15 protein-coding genes are annotated in these 15,470 nt (G+C 65.9%); 6 read left to right on the top strand and 9 right to left on the bottom strand.

Annotated elements, in window-relative coordinates; translation table 11 throughout:
- Window positions 1–378: 378 nt before the first annotated feature.
- From O9344_RS12565 to O9344_RS12545, 5 genes are all read right to left on the bottom strand, one after another.
- Window positions 379–1,284 carry a cobalamin B12-binding domain-containing protein gene (locus O9344_RS12565; protein WP_298477545.1) on the bottom strand — a complete coding sequence of 302 codons (906 nt, stop codon included), beginning with the start codon at window positions 1,282–1,284 and terminating at the stop codon, window positions 379–381.
- A 620-nt stretch (window positions 1,285–1,904) separates the two neighbouring features.
- Window positions 1,905–2,816 carry an NAD(P)-dependent oxidoreductase gene (locus O9344_RS12560; RefSeq protein ID WP_298477543.1) on the bottom strand — a complete coding sequence of 304 codons (912 nt, stop codon included), beginning with the start codon at window positions 2,814–2,816 and terminating at the stop codon, window positions 1,905–1,907.
- Between the two features lie 3 nt (window positions 2,817–2,819).
- On the bottom strand, window positions 2,820–3,632 hold the full coding sequence (locus tag O9344_RS12555; protein ID WP_298477541.1) for a tripartite tricarboxylate transporter substrate binding protein: 813 nt from the start codon (window positions 3,630–3,632) through the stop codon (window positions 2,820–2,822).
- Window positions 3,633–3,824: 192 nt separating this feature from the next.
- On the bottom strand, window positions 3,825–4,916 hold the full coding sequence (locus O9344_RS12550; RefSeq protein ID WP_298477538.1) for an Ldh family oxidoreductase: 1,092 nt from the start codon (window positions 4,914–4,916) through the stop codon (window positions 3,825–3,827).
- Window positions 4,913–5,581, bottom strand: a complete 669-nt coding sequence (locus tag O9344_RS12545) for an RraA family protein (protein WP_298477535.1) — start codon at window positions 5,579–5,581, stop codon at window positions 4,913–4,915. The genes O9344_RS12550 and O9344_RS12545 overlap by 4 nt, the downstream gene beginning before the upstream one ends.
- 97 nt (window positions 5,582–5,678) lie before the next feature.
- Between O9344_RS12545 and O9344_RS12540 the strand changes: the two genes are divergently transcribed.
- Window positions 5,679–6,587, top strand: a complete 909-nt coding sequence (locus O9344_RS12540; protein ID WP_298477532.1) for a LysR family transcriptional regulator — start codon at window positions 5,679–5,681, stop codon at window positions 6,585–6,587.
- 170 nt (window positions 6,588–6,757) lie between these two features.
- On the opposite strand, the gene O9344_RS12535 is transcribed toward O9344_RS12540, so the two are convergent.
- A complete protein-coding gene (locus O9344_RS12535) occupies window positions 6,758–7,858 on the bottom strand; it encodes a formyltransferase family protein (RefSeq protein ID WP_298477529.1) in 1,101 nt (366 codons plus the stop codon).
- 909 nt (window positions 7,859–8,767) lie between these two features.
- Between O9344_RS12535 and O9344_RS12530 the strand changes: the two genes are divergently transcribed.
- The 4 genes from O9344_RS12530 to O9344_RS12515 are packed head-to-tail and all read left to right on the top strand — an operon-like array spanning window position 8,768 to window position 12,035.
- Window positions 8,768–10,195 (top strand): class I adenylate-forming enzyme family protein, encoded by a 1,428-nt coding sequence (locus O9344_RS12530; RefSeq protein WP_298477526.1) that lies wholly within the window; start codon window positions 8,768–8,770, stop codon window positions 10,193–10,195.
- A gap of 23 nt (window positions 10,196–10,218) precedes the next feature.
- Window positions 10,219–10,794: a GNAT family N-acetyltransferase gene (locus O9344_RS12525; protein ID WP_298477523.1), complete on the top strand. Its 576-nt coding sequence runs from the start codon at window positions 10,219–10,221 to the stop codon at window positions 10,792–10,794.
- Complete coding sequence (locus tag O9344_RS12520; RefSeq protein WP_298477519.1) at window positions 10,781–11,047, top strand: acyl carrier protein; 267 nt, start codon at window positions 10,781–10,783, stop codon at window positions 11,045–11,047. The genes O9344_RS12525 and O9344_RS12520 overlap by 14 nt, the downstream gene beginning before the upstream one ends.
- Window positions 11,048–11,090: 43 nt before the next feature.
- Window positions 11,091–12,035 carry a nucleotidyltransferase family protein gene (locus O9344_RS12515; protein ID WP_298477516.1) on the top strand — a complete coding sequence of 315 codons (945 nt, stop codon included), beginning with the start codon at window positions 11,091–11,093 and terminating at the stop codon, window positions 12,033–12,035.
- Here O9344_RS12515 and O9344_RS12510 read toward each other — a convergent pair.
- Genes O9344_RS12510 through O9344_RS12500 form a run of 3 tightly spaced genes read right to left on the bottom strand, consistent with a single transcriptional unit; the run spans window position 12,029 to window position 13,942 of the window.
- Entirely contained in the window at window positions 12,029–13,042 is a 1,014-nt protein-coding gene (locus O9344_RS12510) for a hypothetical protein (protein ID WP_298477514.1), read from the bottom strand. The genes O9344_RS12515 and O9344_RS12510 overlap by 7 nt on opposite strands.
- A complete protein-coding gene (locus O9344_RS12505; protein ID WP_298477511.1) occupies window positions 13,039–13,422 on the bottom strand; it encodes a lasso peptide biosynthesis B2 protein in 384 nt (127 codons plus the stop codon). Before O9344_RS12505 ends, O9344_RS12510 begins: the two co-directional genes overlap by 4 nt.
- 40 nt (window positions 13,423–13,462) lie before the next feature.
- Window positions 13,463–13,942 (bottom strand): PqqD family protein, encoded by a 480-nt coding sequence (locus O9344_RS12500; RefSeq protein WP_298477508.1) that lies wholly within the window; start codon window positions 13,940–13,942, stop codon window positions 13,463–13,465.
- 258 nt (window positions 13,943–14,200) lie between these two features.
- Here O9344_RS12500 and O9344_RS12495 point away from each other — a divergent pair, with 258 nt between their 5' ends.
- Window positions 14,201–15,385 (top strand): Mur ligase family protein, encoded by a 1,185-nt coding sequence (locus tag O9344_RS12495; protein WP_298477505.1) that lies wholly within the window; start codon window positions 14,201–14,203, stop codon window positions 15,383–15,385.
- The last annotated feature ends 85 nt before the right edge of the window (window positions 15,386–15,470 follow it).

Raw genomic sequence — 15,470 nt, 5'->3', positions numbered from 1 at the left:
GGCGAGAGGACGCGCGACCCTGCGAGGGGCGCGGCGGGGGCCACCGTCAACAGCACCTCGGCTTGTCCCTGACCTGCCGCTGAGATGTGAACCGCCGCGGGTCTGCGGGGGGTTCCAAAGTCCAGCTGGGTCGGAGCCATGACGAGCAAGCTCACGAACCTGTTTTTACCTGCGGTCAGCGCGCGCCCGGTACGGCTTGGACCGGTCCAGGAGGCTGAGCAGTCCTGGTGTTTAGGACGCTTGCGCCTCGATTGCCGCCAGGCGCGGCTGCGCCGATCACTCGACGTGGTCAGACTTCGTCTTCGTGTCCGTCGTCATCGACACCTGGAAGCGGCACATCGTGGGTTCGCGGGTGAGCCGGACGGCCCGTTGAGCCCCTTAGCCTCCGATACGCTGCATACGCGGCACCTGTTCAAGCAACGCGATGGCCTGGTCAGGGTCGCGCGCGCCGAAATCGGCGCCGAGCGTCAAGGCCAGGTCGGGATTTTCGGTGAAGTGATAGCCTCCCACCACCACGCAGATCCGCGGATTGGCCGAAGCGTCTCGAAGAAGCGCGATGGTCGCCGCGATGTCGTCGTTCGACACCTCGCCGCCCGCCGACAGGCCGACGGCATCAAACCATCTGTCGTGGACTCGATCGAGCAGTGCTGGCCGCGACGCAGAGCCAAGATTGTCGACCTCCCAACCCGCGTGTCGAAAATACTCCTCGACGACCGACACGCCCAGCGAATGACCGCCACCCGGCACAAGGGCGAGGAGAATGTGAAACCCCTCCCCGCGCGGTTTGACGTTGGCGCTGAAACTCGGCCCGAAGGAACGCAGCAGCTGCTGGATCCGCGACAGTCCGACCGTGACGGAAACGAAGGTCACACGGTCGCTGTCCCAGAGCAGGCCGAGATGCCGGGCAGCGCTGCAGAGAACCGATGAGATGACCGCTTCGATGGGAAAGCCGTCGTCGAGCAACTTCTCGACATAGGCATCGGCGGCTGCATAGGGCTGCCGGATCAGCAGGTCACAGAAGGCCTCGACCTCGGCATAGGAGAATGACGTTCCGCCGCTCGCGCTGGGCCTCAGATCGTAGCCGGACCCCAAGTCCGACCGGTGCGCGGTCATCAAACGCGGAATGATCTGGGTCTCGATGGCTCGTTTGAGCTTCCCTTGCCCGTTCGGGGACAGAACGTCTGCGAGGGGATGAAGAATCTTGTGCGTTGTCGCCTTGGCCTCACGCGTCTGAAGATCAAGACAAGTGTCTTCGCTGGACGATGTACGGTGGGTCCCTGCCATGACGTTCCCCGTGGCGGGCTGTTTTCCGGAATGGCGCTTCGGCCTTATCGGCGCCTGCCGCAGGATAGCGATCAGGCAACCGGAAAACGTTGTCTCCCACCATAGACAAGTGAACCATCGCACATGCCGCCTGGCAACCAGCCTTTCGGCACCTGACGAAGGGTAAAAGGGATGACGTTACCGTTCGCCGGCAACAATGCGCCGGGGCTGGACCGACTCCGCGACATCATGGGAGCCAGCGACGTCTCCATTGCCGACGGCGCGAAAAAGCGGAATCGTGGACGGCACCTGAGGCCTCATCTGCCCAGAAGGTCTGAAGGTGAGTGTCGGGCGGCGACGCCAACAGGACGTCTGCCATCTGGATGCGATGGCTCCCGCTGATCCCGTGCCCCTCCGATCGAAGCCGCCGGATCTGTTCGGCCGTCAGGGGGCCTTTCATGGCCGCCGCAGAAAACCGGCCTCTGGCCGGGAGGACACGGTGCCAGGGAGACCGGCAGAAGGCCAAAAGACATCTCCTCAGCGACAGTTCACGCTGGCGACGGCAGTCCCGGCCAAAGCTTCTGGCGCGCAACAATCGAGGGCGCTTTTGGATTGCGAGGTAGCCTCTGCAACGCCGGGGATCACGGTTGGGCGGCGTCCGACTCCTGCACGCCCGAGAGCTGCTGGACGAGCGCACCAACAGAGCTCCAATCGTCGTCCTGCCGGCCCGAGGCAGCGAGAGCCTTGATGACCTGCATCACGGCAGCGGATACCGGCGCGAAGACGCCTGCGTCGTTCAGCGCCTTTGCAGCGATGCTGAGGTCCTTGGCGATAAGGGCCGTTCTGAATCCAGGCCGGAAGTCGCGGTCGAGAAGCTTCTGCACGTGCCGTTCGAGCACCACGCTGCGCGCCGCGCCGCCGAGCAGGGCCTCGCGCACGCGCGAAGGGTCGACGCCCATTTTCATCGCCAGAGCCATGGCCTCGCTCGCCCCCGCGAGGTTGGCGGAGACGCAGAGCTGGTTACAGGCCTTGGCCACCTGCCCTGCGCCATGGCCACCAATATGGACGATGGTCGTCGCAATGGCCGCGAGGAACGGCCGGGCGATGGCCAGCGCCTCGTCCGGGCCGCCCACCATGCAGGTCAGTGTGCCGTCCACGGCGCCTTTCTGGCCACCGGAGACCGGCGCATCGAGCATCATGACGTCCTGTGCGGCGAGGCGCTCGGCAAAGCCGCGGCTTGCCACCGGGTCGATCGTGCTGGTGTCGACGACCACGGTCCCGGCGGCAAGACCTGAGGCCATGCCCGTGGGACCAAACAGCGCCGCCTCGACGTCACCGGTCGCCGGCAAACACAGGAAGACGACGCTGGCATCCTCCACCGCCTCGCGCAGTGACGATGCCAGACGCGCACCGGCGGCGACGACCGGCTCGGCCTTGGCGGCGGTGCGATTGTACACCGTCGTGTCAAAGCCTTTGCGGACGAGGTTGGTGGCCATTCCGGCTCCCATGACGCCAAGCCCGATGAACGTCACACGTCCGCCCGGTTGCGCCATGGCTCAGGCGTCTCTCTTGGCAGCCAGCACGGCACGTGACGTGTCGTCCATGGCCTTCATGAAGCCCGCGCCATTGAGATAGGCGAGGTCGAGATTGGTCCGCTGCGCCAGTTCCTTCATGCGGTCGCTCTGCAGCACGCGGGCAAACAGCGCCTCGTGATAGGCGATCACCGGTTCGGGGGTGCGGGCGGAGATCATCAGCCCCTTCATGTTCTCGATGTTGACGGCGACTCCCGCCTCGGTCAGCGAGGGGGTCTCTGGCAGGATGCCAGAGCGATTGGACGTTGTTGCAAGGATGAAGGCATTTCCTGCATCGGCTTGGTTTTTCGCCTCCGCCGGGGTCAGCAGCGTCATGTCGAGCCGGCCGCCCAGAACATCCTGGAACGCATGGGCGCCGCCCCGATAGGCGACGTGGGTCATCTGGATGCCCGCGGTCTTCTCGAGCGCCTGGAACGCGGCATGCAAAATACCGCCCTGACCTGACGACCCATAGGTCAGCTTGCCGGGATCGGCCTTGGCGCGTCTCACCAGTTCGGCGACCGAGTTGATGCCGCCTTTCGAGGACGTGACCAGAACCATGTGCTCCCGGTTGACGCGGGCGATACCGCGGAAATCTTCAAGCTTGTAGTTGAGGCGATTGTAGTGCGGCAGGGTCGTGCTTTCGCTCCCGCCGCCAATCAGCATCGTATGGCCATCCGGTTCGGCCCGCGCCACGAACTCGGCGGCGATGGCTCCAGCCGCCCCCGGACGGTTCACGACGACCACCGGGACCGGCGAGATGCCCTCTGCCGCCTGCGCGGTCGTTCGCGCCGTCACATCCGTCCCGCCGCCGGCCTGGAAGCCGACGATGAGCGTGATCGGGCGATCGGGGGTCCAGCCGGACTGGGCCCTGGCCGAGATGGCCGGAGCCAGGACAGCGGATCCCGCGAGACCAAGAACCTGCCTGCGGTCGAACATGGCATTCCTCCCTTGACGGTGTCGCGCTGCGGCGACTTCACGATTGATCGGTCAACTTCCGGCCGCGGCCGCGCCACGCAGATCGAGGGGCGTGACAATGGGCACCGGCGGGGCCACTGCAAGGTCCTTCGCCAGCACGGCCAGTTCCTGGACGAGCGCCGGGGAAAGCGCGATGCCGCTTTCGCGGGTCCCCTCCGCCAGCCGGTGCTCGTACTCGCCGGCGAAGAGGATTTCGGCAACGCCGGGCGCCCGTGGCTCGGTCTTCAGCAGGCCCAGATATTCCCTCATGCGGGCGACAAACGACGACAGCGGCATGAAGGCGGCAATGTCGATGAGGATGAAGGCATGGCCGACATCCTGCGGGTTGTCCCAATCCTCGTACATGTTGCGCACATAGGGCCCATAGCCGGCGCCGGTGAGCACGCCCGCCAAGATGTCGATGGCCATGGACAGGCCATAGCCCTTGGCGCCGCCCAAAGGCAGCACGGCGCCGGCAAGGCCCGCTTCGGCGTCGCGGGTCGGCTGACCCGCCGCATCGATCGCCCAGCCCTCCGGGATCGGCTCGCCCCGCCGTGCGGCCGCGATGATCTTGCCACGCGCGACCTGGCTGGTCGCCATGTCGAGCAGGAACGGGCTGACACCACCAGAGGGGGCGGCGATAGCCAGCGGATTGGTGCCGAGAAACGGCCTGACACCCCCCGTTGGCGGCATTGTCTGCGACGCATTGGAGACGATGACGGCGATCAGACCGCCGGCCGCCGCCTGTTCAGCGAAATAGGCGGCGGTACCGAAATGGTTGGAGCGGCGCACGGCGATGGTCGCCACCCCGTGCCGTCGCGCCCGCTCGATGGCGAGGTCGAGGGCCTTCTGACCGACATAGGCGCCGAAATTGTTGCCGCCGTCGAGGAGCGCCGTGGCACCGCGATCCTCGATGATCCCCGGTTCCCGCTCGACATCCACCATCCCCTCGCGCACCCGGCGCACATAGATGGGCAGGCGAAGAACGCCGTGGGAATCAACCCCGCGCACGTCCGCGTAGATGAGCGACGCGGCTACCGTGGCGGCCACGGGTTGCCTCACGCCGCTCGCAACGAGCACGTCCGTGCAGAAGGCGGTCAGAACCTCGGGCGCGTAGCGGGTCATAGGGAGCACCCCCTCGCCTTCAGCGTGGCGTCCACCCAGGAGCGATCGATCGTGCCGTCGGCGATGGAGTCGAGGATCGCCCGCTCACGTGCCATCTGCGCGCGACTGAGGCGGGCGACCTCAGCCGCGTCAGCCTGCGGAATGGCGAGGATCCCGTCGGCGTCACCGAGAATGATGTCACCGGGCATGACCGGCATGCCGCCGACGCTCACCGGTCCGTTCAGCTCGCCAGGCCCGTCCTTGTAGGGACCGCGGTGAGAAACGCCCCGCGCATAGACCGGCAGCGACGAGGCGCCGATATGGTCGGTGTCACGGACCGCCCCGTCGATGACGAAGCCGGCAAGGCCGCGGCGTGCGGCGATCGACAGCATGATCTCGCCGATGATCGCATTGGTCAGGTCGCCGCCCGCATCGACGACGACGACATCGCCGGGCTCGGCCATGTCGATCGCCTTATGGACCATGAGATTGTCACCGGGTCGGGTGCGAACGGTGAAAGCGGTGCCGAGGAGCGCGCCGCCGCGGTGCAAAGGCCTCAGACCGCAGCCGCCGGCAAAGAGCCGACCCATATTGTCGGAGGCGATGGAGGTCGGGACCCCATCGAAGCCTGTGACGAGGGCCTTGTCCGCGGAGACCCGCGGCCGCACGCGAAAACCGATGCTCATGTGCTCTCCCCGACGCTTTTCTTGTGCAGGGAGTATGAACAGGGCCAAACAGACGTCCAATAAATTGAAAGAGCACCTTTGATACGGTAATCGTATCATGATGGATATCGTTCGCCTGCGCAGCTTCGTCGTTCTCGCCGAGGATCTTCACTTCGGCCGGGCAGCGGCGCGCCTCGGCATCGCTCAACCTCATCTCAGTCGACGCATCCGCGAACTGGAGGACGACGTCGGCGCCGTGTTGTTCGAGCGCAGCCAGCGCCGCGTCGTGCTGAGCCGACCGGGCGCCGCCCTGCTGCCGCGGGCGCGGCGCATTCTCGACGATCTCCGTCGCGCCAGCGACGAGACGCGTGCCATCGCCGAAGGAAAGTCGGGCCGCCTTCGTATCGGGTTCATTCACTCCTCGACCTACGGCACTTTGCCGGAACTGCTGCGCCTGTTCGCGCATGATCATCCGCAGGTGGTGCTCGACCTTTCGGAAATGACGATGGTCGAGCAGGCTGCCGCCCTCGTTGCCGGTGAAATCGACGTCGGCATCCTCCGGCCGGTGTCGGGCGTCGAGGGCCTCTGCTTCACAACCATCGGCCGCGAGCATTTTCTGCTGGCCGTCCCCGACGACTGGGCGCTCGCCGCGCGCCAGATGGTATCGTTGCGCGATCTGGCCACCACGGCGATGATCGGCTTTCCGCAATTGACGAGCCCGATGTTCCATGCGCGCGTCACCGGCGCCCTGGACCGGGCCGGCGTGACGCCACCCATCGTTCAGGAGGCGACGCAGATCCACACGGTCGTCGGTCTTGTCTCGGCCGGCCTGGGCGTCGCACTTGTCCCGGAGGTGGCGGCTCGCCTCGGTGTGAGAGGCGTCCGCTTCCTGCGCATCAGCGATGGACCCGAGGCCGTCGAGGTCTGTATCGGTGCGCGTCAGGGGGAGACATCACCCGCCGTTCAGGCCTTCGTGAGGGCCGGGTCGCAGCTTCCCGATCGACGCCTACGTGACGATCGAGGCTGAGAGAAGCTTCCCTGTGCATTGATTTCGGCGACTTTGACGACCCCGCGACGACGGCCCGAGCCAGCGTCGTTCTGGATGCGCTGGAGCAAGCCCGGCATGAGCGAGGGCCTGCCGGCGGGTGACACGCCGCGAATATTGCCGTGTGCCAGAGCCCCGCGGCGATCGGGCTCTCAGCGACGGAAGACGGCCGCAAGACGGCGGCGAATCTTGCGAAGGAGCCGCTCCGGACGGGTCATTCGCCGGATCCTGATCCGCGCATCCAAGGCGTCGAATTCGACATGGCCGAGGCTGACGACCGGTGCCTCGCCCGTTGGCCGGCCGATGATCCGCACGCCTCCGGTGACGACGAAGCGACGCGGCCGGTGCGGGTCGGGCAGGACCGCCATGGCGTGGCGCTGCATTCCCGCGGCAGCCGCAAGGTAACGGGCAATCCGGTCCACCGTCTGGTCGGGCGCGGCATGAAGCGGCACGTCACGCAAGGCCTGGTAGCTGCCGGAGCCGGACAGCTGCGGCACAGGCTCGCGCCTGCCGGCGAGATAGGCACGCAGATCATCGGCCAGGAGCGGCGTCATGGTCTCCATCACGGCCCTTTGCCAGTTGTCCGGCGTGCCATGATCAACAAGCCCTACCCGCCTTTGGCCGATGATGGGGCCCCCGTCGATCTCGCTGGTGATGAGATGAAGCGTCATGCCGCCATACGTGTCGGCCATGCCATCGATCAGCAGGGCATGGAGGGGCCTCGGGCCGCGGTAATGCGGCAGCAGGGCGGGGTGGAGATTGACCGCGCGCCCCCGAAGGCGCTCCAGGAAGGCGGCCGGAAAGATGATCTGCGACCCTGCGCAAACAAGCACGTCGAAGGCCGGGGCAGCCTCCAACGCGTTATCAAGGCTCGCTGCCCAGGGACGGCGCAAGCGGCGAACCGGGGCCGCCGCTCTGGACAGCACCCTCGAGGCCGCGCGCTGGCGGGCAGAGGCAAGAGACGCGATGCGGGACATGGCGCCCGATGGGGTCTCGACGCCGGACGTCCACACTTCAACGATCCGATAGCCGCCAGCCCGAAGAGCGTCCATCGCCATGGCTCCCATGGCGTCGGGGTCTGCGACGAGCACGCAATCGACAGGCGCGTCGCCGGAACCGGAGACTGGGTTCAAAAGGCCAGACACGCGTTGAGTCCAGCGGCCATGCCGGCCGAGTGCCAGGGCAATGGAGGCAACGGCTCGCGAAGCTCCATGCCGGATGGGTAGCGGCCTGGCTTTCGTTCCATCATCCACCGTTCTGCGGCGTGGCGCCGCGGATCCTCGGACCGCAAGACATATCGTCGCCGCCGGACCAATCGTACCACTGACCGGTGCGGCCAGAGGCCAAAGGCGCCGTCACTGCTGTGAAATATTCTTTGAGACCGGCTTGAGGGCGGTCACCGCCGTGAGAGGCTGGCGCTTCATGGCTGCGGCCTTGGCATAGGTCTTCTTGATCATGGCCGTTTCGAGCCTCCTGGCTGTCGACAAGCTTGGCGCCTTTGGGGGCATCAGAAGTCGACGGGCCCTGAGACCGGCTTGATAGCGGTCACCGCCGTGAGAGGCTGGCGCTTCATGGCTACCGCCTTGGCATAGGTCTTCTTGATCATGGCCGTTTCGAGCCTCCTAGCTGTCGACAAGCTTGGCCCCTTTGAGGCCATCAGGTCGCGACGGGCCCTGAGACCGGCTTGATAGCGGTCACCGCCGTGAGAGGCTGGCGCTTCTGGGCCGCGGCCTTGACGTAGGCCTTCCTGATCATCGCCATTTCAAGCCTCCTGTCCCTCGATAGAGAGTGCCAACTGCTCAGCGTCATCCGAGCGCGGCGCCGGATACCGGCTTGATGGCCGTCACCGCCGCGAGAGGCTGGCGCTTCATGGCTACCGCTTTGGCATAGGTCTTCTTGGTGATCACCATTTCAGGCCTCCTGTCTGCCGAACGAGAGTTCCCGCGATCCGTCAGACGGGCTTGCCGAAAGATACCGGCTTGCCGGCGGTGACCGCCGTCAGAGGCTGGCGCTTCTGGGCCGCGGCCTTGACGTAGAGCTTCTTCATCGTGATCCATCCTTGACGCGGAGAGCGCGCATCAGAGGCAATCATTGGCGATGGAGTCAATGCGACGATTGAGCAATAGCAGACTCTTTGCCGGACCGTGCCCTAGATATCGCACATGAGCATACTTCCCGCCATGTTCCCGTCATCGGCAGCAATGGTTGACCTGCGGTCCGGCCAAGGATGGACCGGGCACGACATCGAGGCGGAGGCGCGCGCAAGGGGCAATATCCTCTTACGGAACGGTGTCGCGCGCGGAGACCGCTGTGTCATCGCGCCTGCCGGCGCGGCCGACGCGCTGCTGTGGATGTTCGCGGCGTGGGAGACCGGCCTGACGGCAATCGTCGTCAATCCGGCCATTACAACTGTCGAGAGGGCAAACATTGTCGCCCGCGCCCGTCCGTCCGTCTGGATCGGCAGCGACGGCCCCGAGGTGTTGCTGTCCCGGCGCTCGGCGCATCGACAGGCACCTCGACCATCAGATCCGGACGATCCGGCGCTGGTGCTGATGACGTCTGGCACCACAGGGGTGCCGAAGGGGATCGTCCACACACTGCGCAGTCTTCATGCCCGGATCGCACTCAATCTTGCGGCGATCGGGCCAGCGCCGCTAACCGAAACGCTCTGTGTCCTGCCGGTCTTCTTCGGCCACGGTCTGATCGGCAACTGCCTGACGCCGCTTGCCGCTGGCGGAAGGCTGCATCTCTGGACCTCCCCGACGGCGGCGGAACTGGTCGATTTCGCGACGCGGTTGTCGGATCAATCCATCACCTTCATGAGCTCCGTTCCAGCCTTCTGGAAGCTCGCCATGCGGATGTCTGCACCGCCGCAGCGACCGCCGAGACGCATTCATGTCGGGTCCTCGCCTCTGTCCCTACCGCAATGGGAGGCGATCGCGGGATGGTCCGGTACAGGTGATGTCTGGAACATGTTCGGCATGACGGAGACCGCCAATTGGATCGGGGGCGCCCCGCTCAGCGAGGCCCGCGGCCGCGATGGCTATGTCGGCCGGCCATGGGGCGGCCGGATCGCCGTACTGGACGGCGACGGACAGGTGAGAGACCGGGGGCGCGGCGAGGCCGTGGTGCTGTCACCGTCCATCATGAGCGGCTATCTGGACCAGCCCGACCCGACGCGGGCCGCCTTCGCCGGTCCCTGGTTTCGAACCGGCGATATCGGGGAGATCGATGACGATGGCGGGCTGACACTGGTCGGCCGGATCAAGTTCGAGATCAACCGTGCCGGCATCAAGATTCAGGCCGAGGAAATCGACATGATGCTGGAACGTCATCCCGACGTTGCGGAAGCCTGCGCCTTCGGCCTGCCGGATCCGGCCAGCGGCGAGGCCGTGGCAGCCGCGGTTGTTCCGATCGCCGGCCGGCATCTCGACGTCGCGGCGCTCCGGTCCTGGTGCCGCAGCCAGGTGCGCGCCGAGGCGGTGCCGGTGCGCCTGTTTGTCGTGCCGGACATTCCGCGTAATGAACGTGGCAAGGTGCTGCGCGACCAGGTGCGCGCGCTCGTGGCCGGACCGGGGAGCACAGGATGAGACGGCGGCGTATCGAGGCGCTGATGGGCGATATCGTGACGCCGCGCTTCGTGCTGAAGCCGATCACCCGCTGGCAGATGGCCCGGCTGCAACATCGCTACCTGAAGGACGATGGAATCCGCGCCCTGCTCACCTTGCACCGCAAGCCGCCATCGCTCTGGCGGTCCTTTCGACGGATAGGCCGGGCGAACGGGCGAACACGGTTCCATCATGCGATCGTCGATCGGACCACGAAGGCCGTGATCGGTACCCATTCGACCCGCCTGATCCCCTTCAGGACTGCAGGCTTCGAGGTCATCCTCGGCGAGAGGGCCTGGTGGGGCCGAGACGTGGTCCCCGAGGTTCGCAAGGCTCTGATCATTGTCCTGGTCCGCCAGGCCGGGCTTGAGCAGATGCTCAGCCTGGTTCATTCGCGCAATTTCGGTTCGGTTCTCAACTACGGAAAACTGGGCTTCGAACATGTGGGGGCCAGCCCCATGGCGGCCTATGACGAGTTCCGCGATGAACCCGCGGACTTCCTGGTCTTCTCTTTGCGGGGCGATGCCCTGCGGCGGTCTGTCGATGCCTGGGAGAAGGAAGGTGCCCTTGTCGCCGCTTGAGGATGCGCGCCAGATGGTGGCTGAGGCCCTGCAAGTGGACCCCGCGGTTGTTGGAGCCGATACGGGCGTACTCAATACCGAGGCTTGGGACAGTATCGTGCATATCAACATCATGCTGGCCCTGGAGGAACGCGCCGGAGGTGTGATTCCACACGACAGGGTCGCTGGCTTGCTCAGCGTCGGAGCGATCGCAGACTTCCTCGCATCCATTCCTGCCGGCCGGCCCGCTGCCCATGACACGTCGACGGCTTGACCCGCGGCAGCAGGCGCTGCTCTGCCATCTCGCTGACCCCGAGGTGCCCGCGCCCGAGGCAGGGGAACTCTCCTGCTTCGAGCCTGCGGACCTGGTCGATCTTGTCTGCTACCACGCCATAGAAGCCACCGTTTGGCGCAAGCTTTCGCCACTGTCGGGCATCCCCGGCCATGGCTGGGCCGGAGCGATGGAGGCACTAACCGAGCGGGTTCGTGTCGCCACGGGCGTGACCATGATGCTTGAGGCTCACGCGGCGCGCATCGTTCATGAATTGAGAGCCAGAGGGCTGCCGCACAGACTGGTGAAGGGCGCAGCCTTCGCCGGAGCGCTCTATCCGCAGATCTCGGACCGGCCCTACACCGATGTGGATATCCTCGTTCCCGCGGCGGTGCTCGACGACGTCGGTGCCGCCATGGTCGCGTCGGGCTTCGCACTGGCCGTCCTGCCGCGGCCGGAAAAGGCCGAGATCTACCGCGAGCAGAAGTGGATACGGGAGGGCGAGCCGCATCTTCTGATCGAGGTCCATACGGACCTGGTTCACCTGCCGGCGATGCGCCGGCGCGTGACCTTCGGCTTTCAACAGGTCGAGATCGCCGACTATGGCGGCACTTCCCCCGCTTCGGGGCATCTCCTCACCGCGGTGGTCCATGGCGCGATCGGGCACAAGTTCCACCAGCTGAAACTGGCCGTCGACGTGCTTCAGGCGATCAGGAGGCTCGGGGGCGCGATGCCGCAGGCCATCGCGGCCGCCCGCCAACTGGACCTCACCTATGAACTGGCGGCTGCGGCCAGCCTCGTCGGCCGCCTTTTTCCGGACGCCCAGGCCGACGCGCCCATCAACGGGCTCGCCAGCCTGATGGACACGCCGCGCTGGCTCGACCGCGACACGATCACCAACGCACATCTGCGCGGCGATATCCGCTCGCGCTTCCGACGCTTCGCCTTTCGCTGGCAGCAGAAGCGGCACGCAGCGGCGGACGATCAATAGCCCAGCGCCGCGGCGATGGTGGCGGCGACCTCGGAGGGATGGCCGCGCACCGGGACGCGGAGGCACCTGGTGGCCGAGACGAGCGACGAAAAGATGTCGAAGCGCGCCTCATGACCTGGGAAAAAGCCATTCGGATGAGGGCTGATGTTGTCACGCATCAAGGATTCGAGGGCTTCGAAGGCGCCCTGCACGGTGTAGGGGCTCGTCCCTTCGTCCGCATGAGCGAGGGACACGACGCCGATGACAGGCAGCGGGCCGGCGTCTGTGGCAAGGCCTGCACCATGCTGCGTCGACCGGCTGATCATCTGCTCGCCATGACGATCCCATGCGTCATCGCTGACGAGTTTCCGCAAGGCCGGCAGCATGTCGGCCGTTCTGCGATGGACCTTGGCGCCGCGCGGCAAGCCCCAGCCCATGAGCTGCCCGGATCCGCCTGGCGACAGAAGCGCCGTCGTGTCATCGCCCGACAGGCGGAAGCCGGCCAGCGCCAGCGCCATCGCCGTCGTCGTCTTGCCAGTGCCGCTGGCGGCATGGAGCATCACCATGCCGCGGCCATCCGGGGTCGCGAGGCAGGCGGCATGGGCGAGACACTGGCCATTGGATGACAGCGCGTGGTCGAGCGCGAAAATCGTGGCATCGCCAAGCGCGGGTAGAAGCCGGTCCGCTTGGAGCGCTGCCTCCAGCAGGCTGTGACCGCCGGGGAGCAGCCTCAGGCAGACGGCCTCCTCCAAGGCCAGCACGGGGTGGCCGTCGGCCGTGCGTCCGGTTCTCAGCCGACCTCCATCGGCGACAGGCATTTCGACCATGTCCGCCGGAAGCGCGAGCCCGTCCTTGCCGGCCCGTCGGACCGTGAAGCGCGCCTTCGGCAGGTCGCCAGGTGTCTCGATCCGCCGCTCGCCGATGAGCCAGTCCAGCATCGCTGCGTGCTCCGCGCTGGCGGGGAGGTCTTCCATCGCGCAGATCAGTTCGACGGTGTGAAGATCGAAGCGGGTCTCAGGGCCGGTCATGCCGGCCGCCAGACATGCAGAGGCTCCATGTCCTCGAGGATGTCGTTGAGAACAGGCCTGCCGGAGAGGACCACCCAGCAGTGAGCTGCGACTGCGGGTCGTGCGAGGGACTGCCTTTCGATACCGAAATGCAGTTCCGGATCGTGTCCGGCCAGGCGCATGAACCGCATGCCGAGAAGGCCCTGGCGCAGGCAGCGGCGCTTGCGCATCAGCCACGGCTTGCGCGTGGCTGCTATCACCCATCCGGCAATCGCCTCGGCGGGAATCCCGGCGAAGCGCGGGTCGGGCCGAACATCCGCATAGCGCAGGACCGCCTGCAGATCCCGCCTGCCGACGATGGCGGGCAGCATCCGGGCGTGCCACCACATCAGGCGACGCATCCGCGCTGCCCGGCCGCTGTCAGGCAGCCCCTCCCGAAGGTCAGGAACCGGTAGTGACGACAACCCCTTCAGCCTCCAGGAAAGTGACCAGCTCTTCCAGGTCGGCCAGGAGAACATCCTCCCCCACATCAAACTCGTCCAGCACAGCATTCACCGCATCGGCCACCGAACGTCCCACCGTGATCTGCCGGATGAAGGCCGTGCCGCTCGGATTGGTGGAGTAGATCTGGCCGCTATCCGTCATGAGGATCACCCCCTCATCCCCCATGGCCCTGAAGGCCGCGGTGGGCGCCAGTTTCACGCTCTTCGTCCTGATATCCACGGAATTGTGTCGCCCTGTCCGCATGTTTCCCGGACCTGCCGCGCGGCCTGTCGCGACCCTGGCAGGCAATTGCATCGTGAACTGGTCCTTGAGACCACGAAACGGCCAGGCCGCAATCGCGATCATCCAGATCACCACGCCGACACCGATAGCCAACCAGCGCCTGCGCCACAATTCGAATCGCTGCTGGCGCGACAAATGCGCCTTCGGGGCGCAGCACCAGGGGCTCGGACTCGTCATTTCCGCGCCGCGCATTGCTGGAAACACCTGCGGGGGGCGTCGCCATCGGCGTCAAACCGGGGAGCGGCGAGCATTGCATCCCCGGCGCGGACGATGTCGAATGGGGCGTTGCTCATTGCTCCCCATGCATCAGACGATCCCTTTGCAACGCATGAGGCTCGTCATGGCATCGCCCTTCAATCTCTCGGGAGTCCGGGGTTCCATGTGATCGGGTCGGTGCTGGATCGGGACGGAGCGGTGCGCCGCTGGGGCCGATTGTTCGAACGAAATCTGCGCCGGACGCTGCGTTTTGTCGGAGCCCTGGCCAACCGGCGCTTCGCGACCGCGACCTGTATTGCGGTGACCGGAAGCTCCGCCAAATCAACGACGACGCTTCTCCTGTCTCACATTCTCAAGGGTCATGGGAGCGTGGAGACGCTGGCGTCGGCCGTTGTTACCAGCGACATCGTGAAGTCGGTCGCGCGCCTCAGGCGGAGCACACAGTACTATGTCGCCGAACTGAGCGTCGGCCGGAGGGGTCATCTCAAGCATGTCGTGAGGATGGTGCAGCCGGATGTCGCCATCGTCACCTTCATCGGCATCGAGCACTACAAGGAATACCGGACTCGCGAGAATATCGCTGCCGAAAAGGGCCAGCTTGTCGAAGCGCTGTCAGACACCGGGTTGGCCGTCCTCAATGCCGATGACGATCTGACGCTGGCCATGCGGCACGGGACCACCGCCCGTACGGTCACCTTCGGGCGAGGGCCTGGCGCCGACTTCAGGGCGACCGCAATTGCGTCGCGCTACCCGGAGTGCCTTCGCCTCGAGGTCGAATGGAAAGGACATGTCACGCCACTCGAGACGCGAATCCTTGGCGAGCACTTCTGGCTGCCTGTAACGGCTGCCTTCGCAACGGCCATCGAACTCGGTGTGCCTGTCGAAAGGGCGCGAGCAAGGATCGCGAGCTTCGAACCGATTCCCGACCGGTGCCAGCCGTTCCCTACCCGTACGGGACCTGTCTTCATCCTCGATACGTGGAAGGCTCCCTGGCAGACGCTGGGGCTTGCTTTCGACGTGCTCCGACATGCGCAGGCCAAGCGCCGGCGCATCGTCCTTGGAATGCTATCCGACTACACGGGCAGTCCGAAGGCCAAGTATCGAGACGCCTATCGGGACGCGCGGGACGCCGCTGATCAGGTGATCTTCGTCGGCGACCACGCGCACCGGTCCATGGCGAGCCAGGACGATCGCGCTACCGGCCGCTTCGTCGAGGGCAGGTCGGTCAAGGCCGTGGCGGACCTCATTCTGCAGCAGGCTGGCACGGACGACCTGATCCTGCTGAAGGGATCGCGAGATCTTCACCTTGAACCGCCCCCGGTTTGTCGGAGGCTCCAACTTCCAAATAGGATGGAGCCATGACGAGCAAGACAACGAACAAGTTCTCTCCCGAGGTGCGGGAGCGCGCGGTGCGATTGGTGCTGGATCACGAGGGCGATTACCCCTC

The organism is Phreatobacter sp., assembly GCF_027532945.1.
Taxonomy (GTDB): domain Bacteria; phylum Pseudomonadota; class Alphaproteobacteria; order Rhizobiales; family Phreatobacteraceae; genus Phreatobacter.
This window is presented reverse-complemented; position numbering and strand designations above follow the sequence as displayed.